Genomic DNA, 20952 nt, shown 5'->3' on the forward strand with positions numbered 1-20952 from the left:
CGTGGGTGCGTCAGGCCCGCCTTGATTCAGGTCACGCCGTTTCCTGACGCCATCCGGATTAAATGACGCAAATTACCGGCTCGGCAAGAGGTTTAACACTATAGCGCGTCAAGCGCCGACTGGATTTCTTCAACTAGGTCGGCAACTTCCTTGTGCGCGGGGCCCGTCCGCGCCTCGATGGCGGCTTTGCCCTGACCAAGCGTTTCCGCATAGACGATCCGGTTGGCCATCGTCGTCTTGGCAACGGCCGCGTCCATTTCAGCAACTTTTTCGGCCACATCCTGCGCCAACCGCGTTCCGGCGCGGGCGCGAGTCATCACCATCATCGTCGGTTTGCTTTCCCGGTCTGCAAGGTAGAGCACGACCTCGACCGCCCACAGGTCGAGATGAGAGGTCGCCACGGGAATGAGGACGAGATCCGCCGCGCGCAAGGCCGGACGCAGATCGCTGTCGGCTTTGGGCGGCGTGTCGATGATGACGATGTCGTGGTTGTCTGACAGCTTGCGGCATTCATAGGGAACACCCCAAGCCGAAGCGGTTGAAAAATCGATGCCCGGATCTTCCAGTGCCTCGACTCTGGTCATGAACCATCGACCCGCGCTGCCCTGCGGATCGGTGTCCATAAGGGCAACTGATTTCCCCGCTTTTGCAAAACCGATTGCTAGGTTGACGGCCAACGTCGTTTTACCGGCGCCACCCTTTTGCTGCGCTATGCTGATGACGTGTCCCATTCAGGTCCCCTGTCTCGCTGCAATGCAGCATAGCAGGCGCGTATCCCATTACAACGGAGAATTATGAACGGAGCAGAGCGGCGGTAACGTCGCCTTAACCATGATTAACCAGTTTGGGTGGCGCAAAAGGAGTGCCAATGTGCGTGTCGAACTGGTCTTGATTGGCATCATGCTTGCGCCGACCCCGGCGACCGCTGGCGCGTGGCTAAGAGAGAAAGGGACCGGATTCGTGTCGGTGCAGACCAATCTGCGACGCGACGCGCTTGGCACCGCGCTTGAGACCGACAGCTACGGTGACTACGGTCTGACCCCGAACCTTTCCCTTGGCTTCAGTATTTTTTCATCGGGGCGGCAGGCTGGCAACGCGACTATATTCTTGCGCTTTCCGCTGGGAGATCAGGGGGCCGAGAACAAGTGGTCGGTGGAAACTGGCATCGGCGCATGGTGGGCGCCTGATATGGTTAACGGCTTGGCCAAGCTGACCGTGTCCTATGGGCGCAACCTTGCCTGGGGCGAGGCAAATGGCTGGCTCAGCGTTGAAAACACTGTCGAAAAGCGGCTGGGGATTTCGTCCATGGTCTGGAAACTGGATGCAACGGTCGGGCAATCGACAGGCAGAGGAGGGCACGCTCCAGTCATCAGGCCCATGGTGAAACTGAACACGACAAAAATCACTGGCCAGCCGCTGATCTGGTCGGTATCGGCAAACATGCTGATCGACAGCAAGAACGGCACGACATGGCTCGTGGGGGTTGAGCGAAAACAACTGCGCGAGCCGAGTTACGCGCTGACCGTGGGCTTATGGCGCAGGTTCTGACAGTCAGGTCACAGACGCCAATAAACGATCCCCGCGATCTGCAAAATCACTCGTCGATGCGCACAGACAAAAGCACGTCGCCCTTCACCTCCTCTGCCCAGAACAGGTCGATCCGGTCATTGTTGCCACCCTGCCGGGTTTTCACATAAGGCATGCCATAAACAGTCTGATTGCTGCCGTTCTTAATCGGTCCGACCGCGACGATGGAATCGACCTGTCGCGCCTCGCCAGAAAACACTAGTTCTCCCCCCAGATCGACTCGCCAGCTTTGACTGGTGGAATTCTCGCTGTGCAGTATCGGCATCGGGTTGGATACCTGTTTCGAGACTTGATGATAGGTATTACCGGTGAATGTGACGTTCTTGTTTCGGCTGAGGTCGAGCGGCGAAAAGCTGTCGTCGACCCGTTCGGCCCGCTCTATGGTGCCGTTGATCGAACGAAACTTGTTTCCGGTGATCGTCACGCCGTTCAGGAAATGCCCGCTGCCGCAGGGTTTCACGACGATATAGCTGAACCAGCTCGCCGTATCGCTGCAAAGGCAGATGTTATCCGTGATGCTCAGCGCGCTGAAGGAAAAACCGCTGACGAAATCCGGCTTGGCATCATGCTCGTTGGTCCATTCTATCGAACAGTTATCGATGTAATTCGCGGTAATCGTGCTGCTGTTGTAGCCGCTGGTAAGCACGATGCCGGCGCTGCGGACGCCGTTCGCCACGGTGTCGCCCTGAAAGAAGTGATTGCCCGAGATGATATGGTTCGAACCGCCGAATACGGCGAAATGGCGGAAACGCGTGGCCCTGTTATTCCGCAGCTTGATGTCGTTGGAATTGCCGTTAAGTGCGATGGAAACCCGATCTTCGACATCCTTGGAATCCTCATCCGACAGGAACTGGCAGTTGTCGATCAGCATTCCCTGACACCCGTCGCCAATTGATGTGATCCCCCGATCCTTGGGACGGGTGACAAAGCTGTTATGGATCAAGAAAGCAGTACCGCTGGGCGCAAGCCGGATACCGCTGGCAAGCCCGTTACATTGAAGTTCGAGTTCCGAAATCTCGAACTTGCTCAGTTTCTCGAACCGGGAGAAATCGAGTATGTATTTGAAATCATGAAAACTATAGGTTTGGATTCCTTCGGCCGCAAAGAGTTGCGCGCTTAAGGTAACCTCTTCGGCGCCGATGTTCTTGTCCTTGACATAGATTTCGCGCCCGACCCCGTTGCCCTCGACCAGCGCGCCCACGGGAATATTGGCGATGTTGGTGACATTGGTCAGTTTTGTCGGGTTGTTTGAATCGTAATGAGCCTGCGACGTGACCGTGTCGGTATCCCATGCCGAAGAACCGGTAGCATTAAGCTGGCCATTGCGAATGACGCGGCGGGTGGCATAGCTCGACTTGTTCGGGACAGCGCCCTGCATGTCGATAGGGCCATCGATGTTGACCTTCCGCCCGCCAAGGTCGAGCGAGTCATGGTCGGCGTTGTTCAAAAGCGCTTGAAACGCCTTGCGAAAGGCCAAGTCTTCATCCCCGAAGGCCGCGATATAGCTTGGCAGATCGTAGTTCTTCGTCAGCAGCAACTGTCGACCGTTTGGCATTGTCACAGTGCCTTCGAAATGAACCGGAACATCAAAGGTCACGTCGTCCTCAAGGAGGTACGTACCGGACGGCACCAGCACCCTGCGCCCGGCAGCGGCGTCGTTGGCGGCGGCAAAGGCAGGCGCGTCGTCGGTGATCCCGTCACCCACCGCGCCGAAGTCGCGCACATCCACAAGGCTCAGCATGTCGCGAATGAAATAAGAGGTCACATCCTCGATCTGGATGTCGTCGATCCGCACCACACCGCCACTCGGTCCGGTCAGATCGATGCCGAAGTGACCATAGAGCGCCTCGGTTCCCCACGGCATGTCGACGCCGCCCCGGACCCCGGCACCCACGATGGCGCGGACTTCGACCACGCTGCCATAGGTGGTCAGGTTTGCCGAGCTTCCTCTTTCCGTCAGGCCGGTGACATGATTGCCGCCCGCGCCACCCGCCCATGCGGCGATCCGCACATTGGGAAGATTGCCGCTGATCGCTTTCACCCGCGCCCGGATTTCCAGATAGCAGCCCGGCAACAGCGGGGTTTCCCCCATATAGCGTAGCTTCTGCGTTGAATTGGTTTTGACCAGTTCGAGACAACCGGCGAAATCCGGGTCCGACGGGACAAATGCCGCGTTCGCGTCGTTGTCATAGGTATCCGAGCCCGGTGTGCCGTTGCCGCTGGACCAGACATCCAGCCCGTTCTCGAAAGCTGGCGGCGTCAGCAGAACACCGTCGGTAATCGCCTTGTTCATCGAGTTCCCCTTCCCGAAAGAGTCGGCCCCGGGATCATGGTCATTGCCATGTGGCATGCAGGCCGGTTCCGATTGCGGGTCCGGACCTAGGGAAAAAGAATTAAAGGCGGTTCACAGCACCGTTACGGTACCGTGGTCTCAGGCATTTGCCTGCGGCAGTTTCACAAGCTCTACAGCGTTGATCTTCCAGCCGTTTTCCTGCTGGATCATCTGGTAGTCGAGCATGTGCAGGCGACCTTCGCCATCTGTCACCTGAACCCGCTGCCATAGGGCGCCGTTTTCTTCGTGCAGATCGAGATATCGGATATCGGCCGGTCGATGCACCATCGGATAACCGTTGGTGACCATGCGGCCAAAGTTCTCGGGCGTGCGAAAGATGTCTTGGATGCCAGGGCTTGCAAAGGAAAAGGCCCGGTTGAAATCATCGGCCTTGAAAGCATCGAACTGGGCACCAATGGTGGCCTCGATGTCGTTGTTCTGGGCGGCCAGTGGACTGGCAAGCCCGATGACAAACCCGATCAGTATCAGGAAATAGCGCATATCGTCCTCCTTGTCGGTAAGAAGGATACGCCCGGCGGCAGGACATGGATCAGAATCCGGTCCGCGATGCCGCCGGTACCTGTGTCAGATCAGGCCAATTCGCCAGTGAGAGCCTTGTCGATCAGCGCGATGGTTTCATCGACACCGTACAGCGCGATGAAACCGCCAAAGCGCGGTCCCTGGCTCGCACCCAGCAGGACTTCGTAAAGCGCCGTAAACCAGCCGCGCATCGGATCGAACCTCTCGCGACCGACGGAATAGACAATCGACTGCAGCGCCTCGTCATCCTGCGGACCTTGATAAGCGGCGAGTTCGGACCGAAGCGCTTCAAGCGCCTCGCGTTCCTGATCTGTCGGCGCGCGGTACTTGCGCGTGGGTTTTACGAAGTCATTGAAATAGCGAATGGCAAATCCAGCGGCATTATCCAGATCCGGATGGCTTTCGGCGGACGCCTCGGGCGCATAGCGGTTGATAAAGCCCCAGAGCTGCGCCTTGTCCTGCGCACCGGAAACCGAAGCGAGGTTAAGCAGCATGGCAAAGGGTACAACCAGCGTCGATTCCGGGACATTGCCGCCATGGATGTGCCAGACCGGGTTGTTCAACTGCGCCTTGAGATCCTGCGTCGGGTAGGCCCGCAGCTGCTGGTGATATTCGTCCACCGCTTTCGGGATCACGTCGAAATACATGCGCTTGGCCGTCTTGGGCTTTTGGTACATGAAATAGGACAGGGATTCCGTGCTCGCGTAGGTCAGCCACTCGTCGATGCTGACGCCGTTGCCCGAAGACTTCGAAATCTTCTGGCCGTTTTCGTCAAGGAACAGCTCGTAGGTGAAATGCTCAGGCGCCTTAGCGCCCAGCGTCCGGCAGATGCCATCATAGATCGGCGTATTGGTCGAGTGATCCTTGCCATACATCTCGAAATCGACGCCAAGCGCGGCCCATCGGGCACCGAAATCCGGCTTCCACTGCAGTTTCACATTGCCGCCAGTGACGGGCAGGGTCCATTCGCGCCCTTCCTCGTCGTCAAAGGTGATCGTGCCGTTCTTGGCGTTCACCTCTTTCATCGGCACGTAAAGCACCCGGCCGGTTTCCGGATGGATCGGCAAGAAGATCGAATAGGTCTGCTGACGCTCTTCGCGCAGCGACTTCAGCATGATTTTCATCAGGTCATCATAGCGCTCTGTCGCAAGCAGCAGCACCTCGTCGAACTGACCGGAGCGATAGAATTCGGTGGCTGAAATGAATTCGTATTCGAACCCGAAAGTATCGAGGAACCGCCGCAGCATCGCGTTGTTATGATGGCCAAAGCTTTCGTATTCGCCGAACGGGTCGGGGACCGTGGTCAGCGGTTCCTGCAGGTGTTCCTTCAGCTTTTCCTGATTGGGCACGTTGCCCGGCACCTTGCGCATCCCGTCGAGGTCGTCGGAAAAACAGATCAGCTTGGTCGGGATGTCGGAAATCTCTTCAAAGGCGCGCTTGATCATGGTCGTCCGCGCGACTTCGCCAAAGGTGCCGATATGGGGCAGACCGCTTGGGCCATAGCCTGTTTCAAACAGCACATAGCCCTTTTCGGGCGGCGCTTTTTCATACCGTTTGAGCACCCGGCGTGCCTCTTCAAAAGGCCAGGCTTTCGAGGCAAGTGCCGCGTCGCGTGTCTCAGACATGGTGCTCTCCGGGTTCTGCGGTCGCACACCCCGCGCGACCTGACGCCGCTACCTATTGTGCTGGACCAATGGCGTCAATATTCTGCATCACAGCGAAAACCGCGTATCAAGGAATGCATCACCGTGGACAATTCTGAAAACCACCCGCTCAGTTCGCAGGACTGTCTGCTCGCCCTGATGATCGCAGTCTCAGCGTCGGACGGGAACATTAGAACGGCAGAACTGGTCAAGATCCAATCTGCGGTGAACCTCTTGCCGGTCTTTTCGGGCTATGACGATGACCGGATCAATTCGATCACCCAGATCGTCTTTGACCTCTTCGAGCAGGAAGACGGGCTTGATGCCCTGTTTGGCCTGATCCGCGACAACCTGCCGGAACGCCTGTTCGAAACCGGTTACGCGCTGGCTTGCGATGTGGCGGCGGCAGACGGCACCCTTGCCGAACCGGAACTGCGCCTGCTTGAGGAAATGCGTTATGAACTCAATATCGACCGGCTGCACGCGGCGGCCATCGAACGCGGTGCGCGTGCCCGTCACCTGACCTAAAGTCAGCTGCTTCCGTAGAGAGCGCCCCAGCGGGCGATCAGCTTTTGCTGGAACATGCGCGCGCGACCGTTCCAATGGCGCGCGCCTCTGGGCCTTTCACGCTCTTCCCGCGACAGACTCGCACGTATCTTGCTGTCTGCGGCAAAGATTGCGAATGCCAGCTCGGTGCCGTCAGCCGCGGTAATGAACCCGCCCAGTCCCGAGACGAAGTTCAGTGTGCCGGTCTTGGCCTGCACCTTGATCGGGGAGGATTTGACCTGCCGGCCCTTGGAATCGAGCACCGGTATCGACTTCAGCAGCGGTAGCAGAATTCCCGTGCGCCGCGCCTCGACCAAGGCGGCGACAAGATCCTCGGGCGTCATGCGTGAATCGTCGCCCAGACCCGAATGATCCTCGAGCATTGTGTTCTTCATGCCGAAACGCTCAGAGGCCCATCGGCTCATCTTATCGGCAGAAGCTTTCATTGAGGCTGGCGGTTTGCCCAGCAACTGCGCACTCGCCGTCATCCCGATCATTTCGGCGGTCAGGTTGTTGGAATACTTGAGCATGTTGCGCAGCAGCAGCGGCAGGGGGGCGCTGCTGTTCTCGGCCAGAACCTCCGTGCCTTCCATGCCGATTCCCGCGATCCGCGCAGGTGGCAGGACAATGCCATTGGCGCGGGCGAGTGTGCGGAACACATCCCCGGCATAGGCACCCGGTCGACGAACCGGCAGCCAGCGCGCACCACCTTTGCCAAGCGCCCCGCGCGCGACCGTCCAGCTGTCTTTGCCGTCACTGTCGGCATAGGTGTAGACAGGCAGGGACCGGTCGACCACTTTCATCACCGCCATCTGGACATCCGGGCGATATCGCTCGGTGCGGGCATCCATCGTGACGTTGTATCCACCCGACACCGCTTTCCATTCAAAATGCACCCGGTTGAAATTCAGTGCGATCCCCGACACGGCAGGACTGTACCCCACCTGATCGGGCTGTCCTTCGTCTATGCTGCGTGTATAGGGCAGGGCGGTGTCATCGACGACGAACTCGCCCCGAACCTCGCGCAGTCCCAGCTTTTTCAGATCGGCCGCAAGACGTGCCAGCGCATCGGTCGTCAATGTCGGATCGCCGCCGCCGCGCAGGACCAGATCACCGGTCAGAACGCCGTTCTCAAGCCTGCCCCGGGCGAGAATTTGTGTCTTGAACCGATACTCGGGCCCAAGCGTTTCCAGCGCGTAAAGCGTCGTCAGCGCCTTGGCGACACTGGCAGGCGGCAGCCCGGTGCTGCCCTGTACCGATTCAAGGATCAGTCCGCTTTTCACATCCGCAACGGACCACGCCAGATCGCCGCTGATGCCTGCGGTTTCCAGCAAGTCCTCTGGACGTTCGAAATAGGGCAGCCGATCTTTCTGACCGCGCAAATGCGGGCGAAGTGAGCGCGCCGGCGCACCGGCAAAAGCCTGTCCGGTCGCCGCCACGGCGCCAAGACCGGCAAGAAGGGATCGACGCGAAATATTCCTCAGCATGCCGATACTTAACCTCACCATTTGTTCCGGGACAAGCAGGATATGTTTGCTTTTTTAACGGCTGTGACCCGCGGTCATCGCCACCGCCGAGCGCTGTGGGTAAACGTCCTGACATCCAGCTTGCCTCAAAGCTTTAAACTATTGACGCGAAAAGCTTAAATTCCAAATCACTAAAGGCTAAGATGCCGACGACCAGTCGCCTCTTGCACGGATCGCGCTGGAACTCAGCGCCATCATCGGCACGTTCACGAAACACCAGGCTGGCGGCAGCGAATGGGCAAGCAAATGGCTTGCTGCCGGGCTGATCCGATACTGCGCATAGATGCGCGCGGCGGGCGACATCCGGGCCGAAATCCGGTCACCGGGGCGGGCGAGCACACCCACTGGCACCGTATCCATGATCTGCCGCCAATCCTGCCAAAGGTGGAATTGCGCCAGATTATCCGCCCCCATCAGCCAGACAAAGCGCACGCCCCGATACTGGCTGCGCAGGGCGGTCACGGTCTCGGCGGTTGCGCGGGTGCCCAGTTTTGCTTCGATATCGGTGATATCGACGCGCGGGTGTTTCATGATCGCTCGACACGCGGCCATTCTTCGATCCAGCGGTGCAGGACCGCGCGGCTTGAGAGGGTTGCCCGGCGAGACAAGCCACCAGACCCGATCCAGCCCAAAGCGCGTCAGAGCTTGCCGCGTAATATGCACATGGCCTTCGTGCGGCGGATCAAAAGATCCCCCGAACAGGCCGATGGTCTGGCCCGGTCTCGCGAAAGGTTTCGATGTGGACACGGCGTTCCCCGGATGAACGTCCCCTGTTCTGGCGTGGCGCGTAGGATTGTCAATGGGTTGAAAGCGGTATTGCTAACGCCCTTCGAAATTCCGATACGCTTCCGACGGTTGAATTTGGGGTTTTGACGCCTCGCCATGATCCCGGTAAACTTCCGGCACGCCATGAGTGTGGCGCGAGACCGCCCAGATCGGAGCCCGTAATGGACACTGCCGCCGACAATTCCGCCGACCTCGCGATACGAGATTCCGCCTGCGATGACCTGATCGTCAGGCTGGAGGAAGAGGCTGCGGCGTCCGATGCGGAAACCTCCGAAATCGCGCCTTTCGTAAAAGAACTCTTTGCGCGCTATTTCGACGCCAGCCAGAAAAAGAACGAACCGGCCGAGGTCGCAAGCGCCAAGATATCCAAGATGGTCGGCAAACAGGCGCGGAAGAAATTCTCGATCTCCTCGGAACCCGCGCCGACGCCTGAACCGGTACCCGAAACCGTCTTTACCGGGCAGGTGGCGGGCAAAACCTCTGGCATTGACCGCAAGATATTGAACATCCTGACAGAGGTCTCGGCGCATTTCGGCGAACCTATCACCATTCTGTCGGGCCAGCGCAGCAAGCCGCAGCAGGTTCAAGCCCTGTACACCAACTGGCAAAGCCATCTGCGGCGCGGCAAGGACAACGCCTATCTCGCCAAGAACGAAAAACTGCGCGAACAGCTCGACATCCTGAAACAGGAAAAGAACAAGGAAAAGTTCGTTGCCCTGCTAAACAAAAGCGCTGATTTCTCGTCGCTCAGCCGGCATATCGACGGGAACGAAGTCGATCTGGCTGCGAATGCCGACCCCGATATCGTCGCGGCGCTGGCAACTTGTCTCAACCACAGCGCGGGGCGCAATTCCGAAGGGGCGCGGTGCCACCACTTTGACAACAGCAAAGCGGTCTGGCCGATCACCGAAAGCACCCGCGCCAAGTGGAAGACCCCATAGCAAGCCGCGTTGCAGGGGCGCTCGATATCCACTAGAAGCGCGCGAAACCTCATTCAAACGAACGGAATCCAGTCATGGCAGCCTATCAATATGTCTACCACATGGAAGGCGTATCAAAGACCTATCCGGGTGGGAAAAAGTGTTTCGAAAACATCCATCTGAGTTTCCTTCCGGGCGTCAAGATCGGTGTTGTCGGCGTCAACGGCGCCGGTAAGTCCACCCTGATGAAGATCATGGCCGGGATCGACAAGGATTTCACCGGCGAAGCCTGGGCCGCCAAGGGAGCCAAGGTCGGCTACCTGCCGCAGGAACCTCAGCTCGACGAGAGCCTGAACGTGCGCGAAAACGTCATGATGGGCGTCAAGGAAAAGAAAGACATCCTAGAGCGTTACAACGAACTGGCGATGAACTACTCGGACGAGACCGCCGAGGAAATGGCCGAACTGCAGGACAAGATCGACGCCGAGAACCTTTGGGATCTCGACGCCCAGATCGACGTTTCTCTCGAAGCGCTGCGCTGCCCGCCGGACGACGCGGATGTGAAATCGCTCTCGGGCGGTGAACGTCGCCGTGTCGCGCTCTGCAAGCTGCTGCTCGAAGCGCCCGACATGTTGTTGCTCGACGAACCGACCAACCACCTCGACGCTGAAACCATCGCGTGGCTGCAACAGCACCTGATCGACTACAAGGGCACGATCCTGATCGTCACCCACGACCGGTATTTCCTTGACGATATCACCGGCTGGATCCTCGAACTCGACCGGGGACGCGGCATTCCCTACGAGGGCAACTACTCCGCTTGGCTCGAACAGAAAGCCAAGCGGCTGGAACAGGAAGCCCGCGAGGACAAGTCCAAGCAGAAAACGCTGGAACGCGAATTGGAATGGATGCGCCAGGGGCAGAAGGCTCGTCAGGCGAAATCCAAGGCGCGTATCCAGGCCTATAACGAACTCGCCGACCAGTCAGAGCGCGAAAAATTGACGCGCGCTCAGATCGTCATCCCGAACGGTCCGCGCCTTGGCAGCAAGGTGATCGAGATCGAAGGTCTCAAGAAAGCGATGGGCGACAAGCTCCTGATCGAGGATCTGAGCCTTGCCCTGCCGCCCGGCGGCATCGTCGGTGTAATCGGCCCGAACGGTGCCGGTAAGTCGACCTTCTTCAAGATGCTGACCGGGCAGGAAAAACCGGACGCGGGGACCATCGAATACGGCGATACGGTCGACCTGTCCTACGTCGATCAGTCGCGCGATGACCTGAATGCGACCGACACCGTCTGGGAAGCCATCTCGGGCGGGGCCGAAGTGATCGAACTGGGCGATGCCTCGGTGAACTCGCGGGCCTATTGTTCTTCGTTCAACTTCAAGGGCGGCGACCAGCAGAAAAAGGTCGGCCAGCTTTCGGGCGGTGAGCGCAACCGCGTGCACATGGCGCGGCTTCTGAAAGAAGGCGGCAACGTGCTGCTCCTCGACGAACCGACCAACGACCTCGACGTCGAAACCCTCCGCGCGCTCGAAGACGCGCTGGTCGATTTTGCCGGGTGCGCCGTGGTCATCTCGCACGATCGTTTCTTCCTCGACCGTATCTGTACCCACATCCTCGCCTTCGAAGGCGAAGCACATGTGGAATGGTTCGAAGGCAACTTCGAAGATTACGAAGAAGACAAGAAACGTCGCCTTGGTGATGACGCGCTGGAACCCAAGCGTCTGAAACATAAGAAATTCGCCCGATAACGCGAATGCGGGATGGCGGAAAAGCCGTCCCGCCCTAACTGGAGGGCTGAGTGCTGGTCGGCCCGCCCGCGCAGCCCAATCCAGAGGTTCCTTTCATTGATTTCTTTTCTGCGCGACATTTTCCACCGCTTCGAAGCCGTTACGCTTGCTTCCCTTGTGATAATCGCTGGCGCCATCTGGGCCTTTGGCGCACTGGCATCCGAAATGATCGAGGGCGACCTCGAAGCGTTCGACCGCACGATACTGGTCGCGTTGCGCAACCCGGCTGATCTGTCCGATCCCATCGGCCCTCGCGCGGTCGAGGTGATGATGCGCGATCTGACCGCGCTCGGCGGCATCACCGTGCTCAGCATCCTCACGATCTCCGTCATCCTGTTTCTGGCGCTCAAGGGCAATCGGCGTTCAGCCGGTATCGTCGCGGTAGCGATCGCCGGCGGTCAGGGGCTGTCACATCTGTCAAAGATGCTGTTCAGCCGCCCGCGTCCCGATCTGGTGCCTCACGGGGTCGAGGTCGCGACCGCTTCCTTCCCATCGGGCCATTCGATGATGGCGGCAGTGACTTATCTGACGCTGGCGGTGATGTTGGCGCGGGTGGAACCCCGACCCAAGATCAAGGTGCTCTACGTGGCGCTGGCCGTGTGCCTCACTGCTGCGGTCGGATGCAGCCGCGTCTATCTGGGGGTGCACTGGCCCTCGGACGTGCTTGCCGGGTGGGCCGCTGGCGCAGGCTGGGCGCTTGCTTGGCTTATGCTGGCAAGCTGGTTGGCGTCCAAAGGCGAAATCGAACCGGACCGGAAATCCGCCTGAGAACGCGGCCCCGTTTCAGGCCGCCATCTGCGCTTCGGCATCTTCGCGGTGGATGGAGGAATACGCCCAATCCTCGGGCGTGATGGCAAGATCCCGCTCAACTGGTGCAAACCAGCAACGACGCACGGCATCGGCATAATCGACGATGCTGGTGAGCTCCTGCATGTTAGCGCCCGGAGTCCAGATGTTGCGTGTCTCGGTTTCGATATCCAGAACGGCCGAAGCAAAGCGGTTCTTGATGGTCTGCCAGCGGATCGCAAAATTGCTGTCATCAGCGGGCAAGGTCCAGACGCAGAGCAATTGATTTGGTAGCGCGACGCAAGCATCTGAATAAAATGGCATTTTTTGCCCGGTAAAGCGGATGGCTGCGCGCAGCGCATCATACTTGTCGGTCAGCGTGAAGCCAGCGTCGCCCCGCAAGGTGAACGTCAGGGAGGCCGTTTTACCGGCGGGGGAGGGGCGCGTAAGCTGCATCATCACTAGAATCGTCCATGTTGATAGTTAAAGATAGGTTAATTTTTCACTCAGCCCGGCAGGAACATGCGCTTTCGCATCGCCGCAAACAGGTTCGCCTCTTCGGCATGATCGACGGTTGGTACCCTTTTCCGCTTGTCGAGATAGGCCTTGAGCGTGTCGCTTGCGGCCAGACCCGACCAGAGCCGGTTCGTCGATATCTCGACCGTACGCAGATGCGGTGCGCCGCGCGCCGTGTCACTGAGCGGATGCCAGATAGAGTCAAGGTTGCGGGCAATCTCGGTTTCGAGCGTCTTTACGTCGACTCGTTTGCGACCGTGCTGGATGGCGATAAATACGCCGCGACCGGCATAGGCGATGCGGGTACGATCCGCGGGCATGCTCTCGACAATGGCGCTGCCGACAGACTGGATGTCGTGCCGGAACTGCGCCGGGCTGACCGAATTGAAGTGGATCTGCGCGCCGGTCATTTCGACCGCGATCAGGCTCATGGCATAGCATGCACCGGTACTGCGCAGCAGCTGGTTCTCGATTTCCAGCATGTCGAGGAAACCGTCGACATTTCCAAGCGCGAGCCGATCCTCGAACTCGATCCGGGTCAGGCGGTTGAGTTCCTCAAGCTGTCGCTGGCTGCGCTTGTCGCGCTGCATTGTCTCGTTCAGCATCGCCGCGAGCTTGACCCGCGTGCTCAGTTCAAGACTGTCGAAGGGCTTGGTCACGTAATCCGTGGCACCGGCATCAAAGGCGCGTTGCATCTGTTCCGGCTGACGGCTTGCGGTGATCATGATGATGGGCGTCGTGCGATGTTCATCAAGCGCCCGAATATCGCGGCAAAGCTCGATCCCGTCGGTGCCCGGTAGCAGAATATCAAGAAGGAATGTGTCAAAAGGCTTTTCAGCGCCCTGCAGTACCTCAAGCGCATCTTCGGCGCTCTCGACGCAGGTCAGGTCGATGTTACTCTGTGACGCCAGCCCGTCCCTGAGCAGGTCATGGATGATCGGATCGTCATCAACTGCGAGAATACGCATTCTTCTGCCCAAGGCTCCTGTGATCCCGACGTGCTTGCGCGGCGGGATTTCTCAATTCTGTTAACCATGTGCCCGTGAAAAGGGGCCGGAATTGGACAGGAAGTTGACCTTTTGCGGCGGCGAGCAGATGGGGAAGACATTAGAGCTTCCCGCTCTGACTTCTCTCCGGGGTATGCCGGTTCTAAGAAGTCCGATCTGTGAACTCGGCCACAGGACTGTGCTTTTTCATCCATCAATTCGGCTGTAGTTCGCCGTAAAAATGGCTTTTCGAAAAATAACTTGCCAGAAATCCACGTCTCTGCCATATGCGAGCCGCTAACGTTTTTCTATATCGACCCACTGTCTCCCCTAATTCGGTTTTCAGTCTTCGATCCAGACCGACTACGCCGAGTTGCCGCATCAAGCGGGCAGCATATCAAAAGGAGACACGGATATGGCTACTGGCACCGTGAAATGGTTCAACACCACTAAAGGCTTCGGCTTCATCGCACCCGATGGCGGCAGCAAGGACGTTTTCGTCCACATTTCTGCCGTTGAGCGCGCTGGCCTGACCGGCCTGAAGGACGACCAGAAGGTTACCTTCGATATCGAAGCAGGCCGTGACGGTCGCGAGAGCGCGACCAACCTGGCACTGGCCTAAGATATATCTGCCGGGCGTGTGCATTGCATGCCCGGCACCTACGCAAACTTGCGTAGCTGCGGACCGTTACAGTGTCTGCCCCTTGATCTGCACGTCGAACCGCTGTTTCTACCGTGCCGTTCCCAGCGCTTTCCCCAATATGTTCGTGACCGACCCTCAGCGTAGGGAAATCTTTCGCACTCGTGGAAAGACTTCGCAGGACCCTGACCCACACTCACATTTTTGCGAGGCGATTGACCGCTTGGCCGGGCCGCCGCAACAATAATGATTGTTAAGGTATGGCGATTAATGAGACCCGCGATGTTTTCAAGACGCACCTTCCTGTCCGCTCTCGCAGCCACTGCCGCCGCGCCTCACGCCATTCAGGCACAAACCGGAGAAGCGTTTGATCCGACACCGCAAGAGGTCCGCATCAAGAAGCTTTACGTGCCGGGGCAATTACTGGTGCTGCCAAGGTCCTTTTATCTCTACCTCGTGACCGAAGAGCGAAAGGCGATCAGGTACGGCGTCGGTGTCGGCAAGGCCGGGCTTGAATTCACCGGCACTGCCGTGATCCAGGTCAAGAAAGAATGGCCCACCTGGCGACCGACGCAGGAAATGATCGAACGCAGCCCGCGCGAATACGCCAAGTTTGTAGATAACGACTATGTGCAGCCAGGCGGCCCCGGCAACCCGCTGGGCGCCCGGGCGCTCTACCTGTTCCAGAACGGCGTCGACACTTATTTCCGGATCCACGGCACAACCCAGCCATCGACCATCGGGCACGCTGTTTCCAACGGCTGTATCCGCATGCTGAACGAACACGTGGTGGATCTATATAATCGGGTGCCGATCGGAACCGTGGTCACGGTGCTTTGATGTGGGCGACATCTCTGCAAAACGACGTCTCGATCAAAGCCGGTTCGCGGGCGTAGGTCTGATGGTGCTGGTCATGCTGGCACTTATGGCGGTCGGTATGATCGACTATCCCGACAGGCGTCCGGTCGACCCTGACCCCGACGAACTGGCGCGCGTCCTCGCCGCCTTCGCCCAGCCGCAGCTCCGGTCATTTGAAACGGATCGCGAATATTGCGGCTACCTCATGCAATACCGCAATGGAGAGCTTGGCTTCACTGAAATGATCCAGGGCGGGTATGACGGCTGCACGCCCTACCTGCCGATGGGAGATTCTTTTCCAATCGCCTCGATGCACACCCATGGCGCCTATTCGAAAGATGTCCCTGCCGAGTTTCCGACCGTGCTGGATATGGACAGCGACCGGATCGAAAACGTGAACGGCTATGTGGCCACGCCGGGCGGACGTCTCTGGTATATCGACTCGCGCGCCGGAATGGCCCGGCAGCTCTGCGGCATCGGTTGTCTGCCGAAGGATCCCGATTTCCGCCCGGGTGACGATGGTTTGATCGCGGAATCCTATACATATGAAGAACTTGTGAAACTTGAGGCGCGACCGTAATGGGCAATACGAATCCCTTGCATTAAAAACGGGTTTCGCTTTTTACTGAGGGTGCGACGTTATGCTATCGACCTCACTGCTCCTTAATACGGCTCAGTTCTCGATCTGGTGACTTTGCCGACCTGCCACATACCGTGGGCAGACTGACTATAGGAGAAACGACGATGGCTACTGGCACCGTCAAGTGGTTCAACACCACCAAAGGCTTCGGCTTTATCGCCCCCGATGGCGGCAGCAAGGACGTTTTCGTCCATATTTCCGCGGTCGAACGCGCGGGTCTGACCGGACTGGCCGACAATCAGAAAGTGACTTTCGATGTCGAACCCGGTCGCGATGGCCGCGAAGCTGCGGTTAATATCGCGCTGGCCGACTAAGCCCGATCCAAGGGATTTGCTCTTCAACAGAGCCTTGAAAGCCGGGCTAAAAAGGTCCGGCTTTCTTATCTGGACCCGGTCAATCGGTGCTGGTGCGTTCGATCAGCTGGAGAACTTCGGGTCCGATGGCCGCCACGATGCGTGAAACGCCTTGGGCATTCGGGTGAATCCCATCGGCCTGCATATAGGCGCCAAGGCTTGCCGGATCCGCACCCTCACCCGCCAGCCCGCCAAGAAAACTAGGTATGAAAAGCGTGCCGTAGTCGTCTGCCAGCTCTGCGTAATTGCTCTCGAATTGCTCTTTGTAGGCGGCGCCGAAATTGCCCGGCGCTTCCATTCCTATCAAAAGCACTTCGACCCCGGCCCCCTCGGCGGCCTGAAGGATGGTCTCAAGGTTGCGGCGCGTTACGGCTGGGTCGATCCCGCGCAAAAGGTCATTGCCGCCAAGTGTGACGATCATGCCATCCACCTCCGGCGTGAGGGTCCAGTTTACCCGCGCGGCTCCGCCCGCGCTTGTATCGCCCGAAACGCCCGCGTTGATCAGCGTCACCTCGGCGCCTTGATCGGCAAGCCATTTCTCAAGCTGGGGCACAAGCCCGTCGCCCTGCGCCAGCCCATAGCCTTGCGTCAGGCTGTCGCCCAATGCCGCAATCGTGACCGGCTCGGCACGGGCGAGTAGGGCGTGGCAAATAAAAACAATGCTCAGCAGTATCTTGTGCATCGCGCTATCCACTCCATATCAATTGGAACCGACTTGAATCGATCCGAGGCTCATGACCGAAGCAGTCCTTTCCCTCCAAAATGCGGCTTTGTCGCTGAATGGCAATGCCGGTCGGGTGGATATCCTGCATGGTATAACCCTTGATGTTCTTCGTGGCGAAACGCTGGGCCTGATTGGTCCGTCCGGCTCGGGCAAATCCTCGCTCTTGATGTTGATGGGCGGTCTGGAACAGGCGACCGGCGGGACAATCACCGCGCTGGGCCGGGACCTGACCTCTATGAACGAGGACGCGCTGGCACGGTTCCGCCGCGATCACATGGGCGTCGTATTCCAGTCCTTTCACCTGATCCCCACGATGACCGCGCTGGAAAACGTGGCAACGCCGCTGGAACTCGCCGGCAAGCGCGACGCTTTCGACCGCGCCAAGGCCGAGCTTGAGGCCGTGGGGCTGGCGCATCGCGCCGATCATTACCCGGCGCAGATGTCCGGTGGCGAACAGCAGCGCGTGGCGCTTGCGCGCGCTTCGGCGCCGCGTCCCGACATCCTTCTGGCCGATGAGCCTACCGGAAACCTCGACGAAACCAACGGGGCGGCGATCATGGAAATGCTTTTTGGCCTGCGCGACCGCCACGGCGCGACGCTGGTCCTTGTCACCCATTCAGGCGACCTTGCCCGCCGTTGCGACCGTGTCATCCGTCTGCGTGACGGTCAGATCGCGCCAGAACACCAGCAGGACGCCGCGGAATGAGCCTGCGCACGGCGCGGGTCTTCGCCCGGCGAGAGCTGCGCGGCGGTCTGCATGGATTTCGCATCTTTCTTGCCTGTCTCGCCCTTGGCGTGGCCGCCATCGCGGCGGTCGGTACCGTGCGGTCGAGTATCGAAGGTGGTTTGAAACGCGAAGGTGCTGCGCTGCTCGGCGGCGATGCCGAGATGGAATTCACCTACCGCTTTGCGTCCGACGCCGAAATGGCGTGGATGGAGGAAAACGCGCTCGCCATTTCGGAAATCGTCGATTTCCGGTCGATGGCCGTGGTTGGCGAAGGCGATGAGACCGAACGCGCGTTGACACAGGTCAAGGCAGTCGATGATGCCTATCCCTTGATCGGCACGCTGGAACTGACCCCTGCCATGCCGGTGGAGCAGGCGCTGGCCGGAGAAGATGGAACGCCCGGCGGCGTCATGGAACGTGTCCTGGCCGACCGGCTCGGGCTCTCCGCCGGAGACCGGTTCCGGCTGGGCGAGCAGGAATTCATCCTCTCGGCCATTATTGCGCGCGAGCCCGACAATGCCTCGGCCGGTTTCGGTCTGGGGCCGCGCACCATCGTGGCGACCCGCGCGCTTGACGCGTCCGGCCTTCTGGCGCCGGGCACCCTTTATGAGACCAACTATCGACTCGACCTGCCGCCGGATACGGATCTGACCGCAATCGCCAGCGATGCCCAATCCCGGTTCGGCGAAACCGGCTTGCGTTGGCGGGATTCCCGCAACGGTGCACCCGGGACCGCGCGTTTCGTCGAACGCATGGGGGCCTTTCTCGTGCTGGTCGGTCTTTCGGGGCTGGCCGTGGGCGGGGTAGGCGTGGCCGCGGCGGTTCGGGCCTATCTCAACGGCAAGACCAGCGTGATCGCCACCTTGCGGACGCTGGGTGCGGAACGCTCCACGATCTTCCTGACGTATTTCATCCAGATCGGCGTACTGTCGCTGATTGGCATCGGCCTCGGGCTTGCGCTCGGGTCGATGGTGCCGCTTCTGCTTGGCCCACTGGTCGAAGCGCAGCTGCCGGTTCCCGTGGAATTCGCGATTTACCCCAGACCGCTGATCGAGGCCGCGATCTATGGTCTCTTGACCGCTCTTATTTTTACCCTCTGGCCGCTCGCCCGTGCCGAGGAGATCCGCGCCGCGACCCTGTTTCGCGATGCGCTGTCCTCCGCCCGGCTCTTGCCGCCGATTCGCTACCTGATCGCGATCCTGCTGGGTATAGCGGCGCTCATCGGTGTCGCGATCTGGTTCAGCGGCACGGCATTTCTGACGCTCTGGACGGCGGGCGGGCTGGTCGGAGCGCTGATGCTGCTGACCTGCGCCGCGCTGTTGATCCGCTTTCTGGCTCGTAGCGCAAGCGGTCTGGCGCGGGGTAGACCGGCCCTGCGCTGGGCGCTTTCAGCGATTTCCGGCACCCGCGAAGGGGCGGTTTCGGTCGTGCTTTCCCTTGGGCTCGGTCTTTCGGTGCTCGCGGCCATTGGCCAGATCGACGGCAATCTGCGCAACGCGATCTCGGGCGAATTGCCGGATATCGCGCCGTCCTACTTCTTTGTCGATATCCAGCAGGACCAGATGCCCGGCTTTATGGAGCGGCTGGAATCCGACCCGGCGGTGTCGCGGATCGATACGGCTCCGATGATGCGCGGCGTCATCACCCAGATCAATGGCCGCCCCGCAAGCGAGGTCGCCGGATCACACTGGGTCGTGCGGGGGGATCGCGGTATCACCTATGCCGGTGAACTGCCCGACCGGACCCGTGTCACGGAGGGCACTTGGTGGGGTGGCGATTATGACGGACCGCCGCAGATCAGCTTTGCCGCCGAAGAGGCGGCCGAGATCGGTCTGAACCTTGGCGATACCCTGACGGTCAACATTCTTGGCCGGGACATCACCGCGACGATCACCAGCTTTCGCGAGGTCGATTTCTCGAACGCGGGCATGGGGTTCGTGCTGACGATGAACCCCGGTGCCGTTGCCGGAGCGCCGCATACTTTCATCTCGACCGTATATGCCGAGGAAGCTGCCGAAGCGCAGATCCTGCGCGACCTTGCCACCGCCTATCCGAACATCACCGCGATCCGGGTGCGTGATGCAATCACGCGTGTCTCCGAAGTGCTGGGGAGTCTCGCCGCCGCCACTTCCTATGGCGCGGGTGCGACCCTGTTGACCGGTTTCCTCGTGCTGATCGGCGCAGCGGCGGCAGGTGAAACCGCCCGTACCTACGAGGCCGCGGTGCTCAAGACATTGGGGGCCGGGCGGTCGCGGATCATGGCCAGCTTCGCCTTGCGCTCGGCCTTGCTCGGTCTGTCGGCAGGGGTAGTGGCGCTGGCCGCCGGGATCATCGGCGGCTGGGCGGTCAGTCGGTTCATCTTTGACACCGGCTATACGGTGATCTGGGGCTCGGCACTGGGTGTCATTCTTGGCGGTGTGCTCGCAACATTGCTGGCCGGGCTCCTATTTGCATGGCGACCGCTCGCCGCCCGCCCGGCACAGGTGCTTCGCGCGCGCGAATGACCCGCTTCAGACCGGGCAGGCCTGTCGCCGCTCGGAAAGATGCTCAAGCGGACGCAGCATTTCCTGCAAGGGCGCGTTCCCGTCGATCAGCTGGCTGAGCTTTATCGTATCGAGATGGGAAAAGAACGCCTCGGTCGCGTCCCGCAGGGCGGTTCTCAGCCAGCAAGCATCGAACAACGGGCAATTCTCATCCTGACCCGCAAGGCACACCATCGGTGAGCTTTCACCCTCGATCTGGCGGAATACTTCGCCCACGGTGATCTCGTCCGGCCCGCGTGACAGCGTAAAGCCCCCATTGCGCCCGCGCCGGGTATCCAGAAAATCAAGCTGGCTCAGCTGGTTGACGATCTGCGCCAGATGGTTTTCGGACACGTGGCAGCAAGAGGCCGTTTCGTGTTTCGTTACCAGGCGCCCCGGATTAGCCGCGCAGTGCATCAAGACGCGCATGGCGATATTGGTTCTTTTTGTAATACGCACGTGATTCAACCTTTCTGCAATACGGCTCATGGTTGCACATCAGGCGAAAACATTATTTGACATGCATCAAT

21 protein-coding genes are annotated in these 20952 nt (G+C 59.6%); 11 read left to right on the forward strand and 10 right to left on the reverse strand.

The features are described 5' to 3' along the window. Positions 1-98 precede the first annotated feature (98 nt). Positions 99-731, reverse strand: a complete 633-nt coding sequence (gene parA / locus ACU0FH_RS06555; RefSeq protein ID WP_446193888.1) for a ParA family partition ATPase — start codon at positions 729-731, stop codon at positions 99-101. Between the two features lie 139 nt (positions 732-870). On the opposite strand from parA, the gene ACU0FH_RS06560 reads away from it, so the two are divergent. Then, positions 871-1548, forward strand: a complete 678-nt coding sequence (locus tag ACU0FH_RS06560) for a hypothetical protein (protein WP_446193889.1) — start codon at positions 871-873, stop codon at positions 1546-1548. A gap of 46 nt (positions 1549-1594) precedes the next feature. Here ACU0FH_RS06560 and ACU0FH_RS06565 read toward each other — a convergent pair whose 3' ends face one another. The 3 genes from ACU0FH_RS06565 to ACU0FH_RS06575 all read right to left on the reverse strand — a co-directional run bounded on the left by ACU0FH_RS06565 (position 1595) and on the right by ACU0FH_RS06575 (position 6084). Beyond that, positions 1595-3880, reverse strand: a complete 2286-nt coding sequence (locus tag ACU0FH_RS06565) for a glycosyl hydrolase family 28-related protein (RefSeq protein ID WP_446193890.1) — start codon at positions 3878-3880, stop codon at positions 1595-1597. A 138-nt stretch (positions 3881-4018) separates the two neighbouring features. Then, the gene (locus ACU0FH_RS06570; RefSeq protein ID WP_446193891.1) at positions 4019-4420 is read right to left on the reverse strand and encodes a DUF4864 domain-containing protein; all 402 of its coding nucleotides are present in this window, start codon (positions 4418-4420) and stop codon (positions 4019-4021) included. Positions 4421-4509: 89 nt separating this feature from the next. Next, positions 4510-6084: a lysine--tRNA ligase gene (locus tag ACU0FH_RS06575; RefSeq protein WP_446193892.1), complete on the reverse strand. Its 1575-nt coding sequence runs from the start codon at positions 6082-6084 to the stop codon at positions 4510-4512. A 177-nt stretch (positions 6085-6261) separates the two neighbouring features. Between ACU0FH_RS06575 and ACU0FH_RS06580 the strand changes: the two genes are divergently transcribed. After that, on the forward strand, positions 6262-6630 hold the full coding sequence (locus tag ACU0FH_RS06580) for a tellurite resistance TerB family protein (RefSeq protein WP_088632377.1): 369 nt from the start codon (positions 6262-6264) through the stop codon (positions 6628-6630). 2 nt (positions 6631-6632) lie between these two features. Here ACU0FH_RS06580 and dacB read toward each other — a convergent pair whose 3' ends face one another. Both dacB and ACU0FH_RS06590 read right to left on the reverse strand, forming a co-directional pair. After that, positions 6633-8135, reverse strand: coding sequence for a D-alanyl-D-alanine carboxypeptidase/D-alanyl-D-alanine endopeptidase (dacB, locus tag ACU0FH_RS06585; protein WP_446193893.1), 1503 nt, complete (start codon positions 8133-8135; stop codon positions 6633-6635). Between the two features lie 177 nt (positions 8136-8312). Then, positions 8313-8921 carry a nicotinate-nucleotide adenylyltransferase gene (locus tag ACU0FH_RS06590; protein ID WP_446193894.1) on the reverse strand — a complete coding sequence of 203 codons (609 nt, stop codon included), beginning with the start codon at positions 8919-8921 and terminating at the stop codon, positions 8313-8315. 200 nt (positions 8922-9121) lie between these two features. Here ACU0FH_RS06590 and ACU0FH_RS06595 point away from each other — a divergent pair, with 200 nt between their 5' ends. The 3 genes from ACU0FH_RS06595 to ACU0FH_RS06605 all read left to right on the forward strand — a co-directional run bounded on the left by ACU0FH_RS06595 (position 9122) and on the right by ACU0FH_RS06605 (position 12438). Next, positions 9122-9901, forward strand: coding sequence for a hypothetical protein (locus ACU0FH_RS06595; protein ID WP_446193895.1), 780 nt, complete (start codon positions 9122-9124; stop codon positions 9899-9901). Between the two features lie 74 nt (positions 9902-9975). Beyond that, positions 9976-11631 carry an energy-dependent translational throttle protein EttA gene (gene ettA / locus ACU0FH_RS06600; protein WP_446193896.1) on the forward strand — a complete coding sequence of 552 codons (1656 nt, stop codon included), beginning with the start codon at positions 9976-9978 and terminating at the stop codon, positions 11629-11631. A gap of 96 nt (positions 11632-11727) precedes the next feature. After that, on the forward strand, positions 11728-12438 hold the full coding sequence (locus ACU0FH_RS06605) for a phosphatase PAP2 family protein (RefSeq protein ID WP_446193897.1): 711 nt from the start codon (positions 11728-11730) through the stop codon (positions 12436-12438). Positions 12439-12453: 15 nt separating this feature from the next. Here the strand turns inward: ACU0FH_RS06605 and ACU0FH_RS06610 are convergent, their stop codons facing one another. After that, entirely contained in the window at positions 12454-12915 is a 462-nt protein-coding gene (locus ACU0FH_RS06610) for an REP-associated tyrosine transposase (RefSeq protein ID WP_446193898.1), read from the reverse strand. 47 nt (positions 12916-12962) lie between these two features. Beyond that, on the reverse strand, positions 12963-13940 hold the full coding sequence (locus ACU0FH_RS06615; protein ID WP_446193899.1) for a response regulator: 978 nt from the start codon (positions 13938-13940) through the stop codon (positions 12963-12965). A gap of 433 nt (positions 13941-14373) precedes the next feature. Between ACU0FH_RS06615 and ACU0FH_RS06620 the strand changes: the two genes are divergently transcribed. The 4 genes from ACU0FH_RS06620 to ACU0FH_RS06635 all read left to right on the forward strand — a co-directional run bounded on the left by ACU0FH_RS06620 (position 14374) and on the right by ACU0FH_RS06635 (position 16410). After that, entirely contained in the window at positions 14374-14580 is a 207-nt protein-coding gene (locus ACU0FH_RS06620) for a cold-shock protein (protein WP_238370847.1), read from the forward strand. Between the two features lie 300 nt (positions 14581-14880). Then, positions 14881-15438, forward strand: coding sequence for a L,D-transpeptidase (locus ACU0FH_RS06625; protein ID WP_446193900.1), 558 nt, complete (start codon positions 14881-14883; stop codon positions 15436-15438). Position 15439: 1 nt separating this feature from the next. Beyond that, the gene (locus ACU0FH_RS06630) at positions 15440-16036 is read left to right on the forward strand and encodes a DUF4329 domain-containing protein (RefSeq protein WP_446193901.1); all 597 of its coding nucleotides are present in this window, start codon (positions 15440-15442) and stop codon (positions 16034-16036) included. Positions 16037-16200: 164 nt separating this feature from the next. Then, the gene (locus ACU0FH_RS06635; protein ID WP_088631995.1) at positions 16201-16410 is read left to right on the forward strand and encodes a cold-shock protein; all 210 of its coding nucleotides are present in this window, start codon (positions 16201-16203) and stop codon (positions 16408-16410) included. Between the two features lie 79 nt (positions 16411-16489). Here ACU0FH_RS06635 and ACU0FH_RS06640 read toward each other — a convergent pair whose 3' ends face one another. Further along, positions 16490-17131 (reverse strand): arylesterase, encoded by a 642-nt coding sequence (locus ACU0FH_RS06640; RefSeq protein ID WP_446193902.1) that lies wholly within the window; start codon positions 17129-17131, stop codon positions 16490-16492. 52 nt (positions 17132-17183) lie between these two features. Between ACU0FH_RS06640 and ACU0FH_RS06645 the strand changes: the two genes are divergently transcribed. Further along, positions 17184-17879 (forward strand): ABC transporter ATP-binding protein, encoded by a 696-nt coding sequence (locus ACU0FH_RS06645; RefSeq protein ID WP_446193903.1) that lies wholly within the window; start codon positions 17184-17186, stop codon positions 17877-17879. Next, on the forward strand, positions 17876-20404 hold the full coding sequence (locus ACU0FH_RS06650; protein ID WP_446193904.1) for an ABC transporter permease: 2529 nt from the start codon (positions 17876-17878) through the stop codon (positions 20402-20404). The genes ACU0FH_RS06645 and ACU0FH_RS06650 overlap by 4 nt, the downstream gene beginning before the upstream one ends. Positions 20405-20410: 6 nt before the next feature. Here ACU0FH_RS06650 and ACU0FH_RS06655 read toward each other — a convergent pair whose 3' ends face one another. Continuing rightward, positions 20411-20881 (reverse strand): RrF2 family transcriptional regulator, encoded by a 471-nt coding sequence (locus tag ACU0FH_RS06655; RefSeq protein WP_446193905.1) that lies wholly within the window; start codon positions 20879-20881, stop codon positions 20411-20413. Positions 20882-20952 lie beyond the last annotated feature (71 nt).

Source organism: Heliomarina sp., assembly GCF_052826185.1.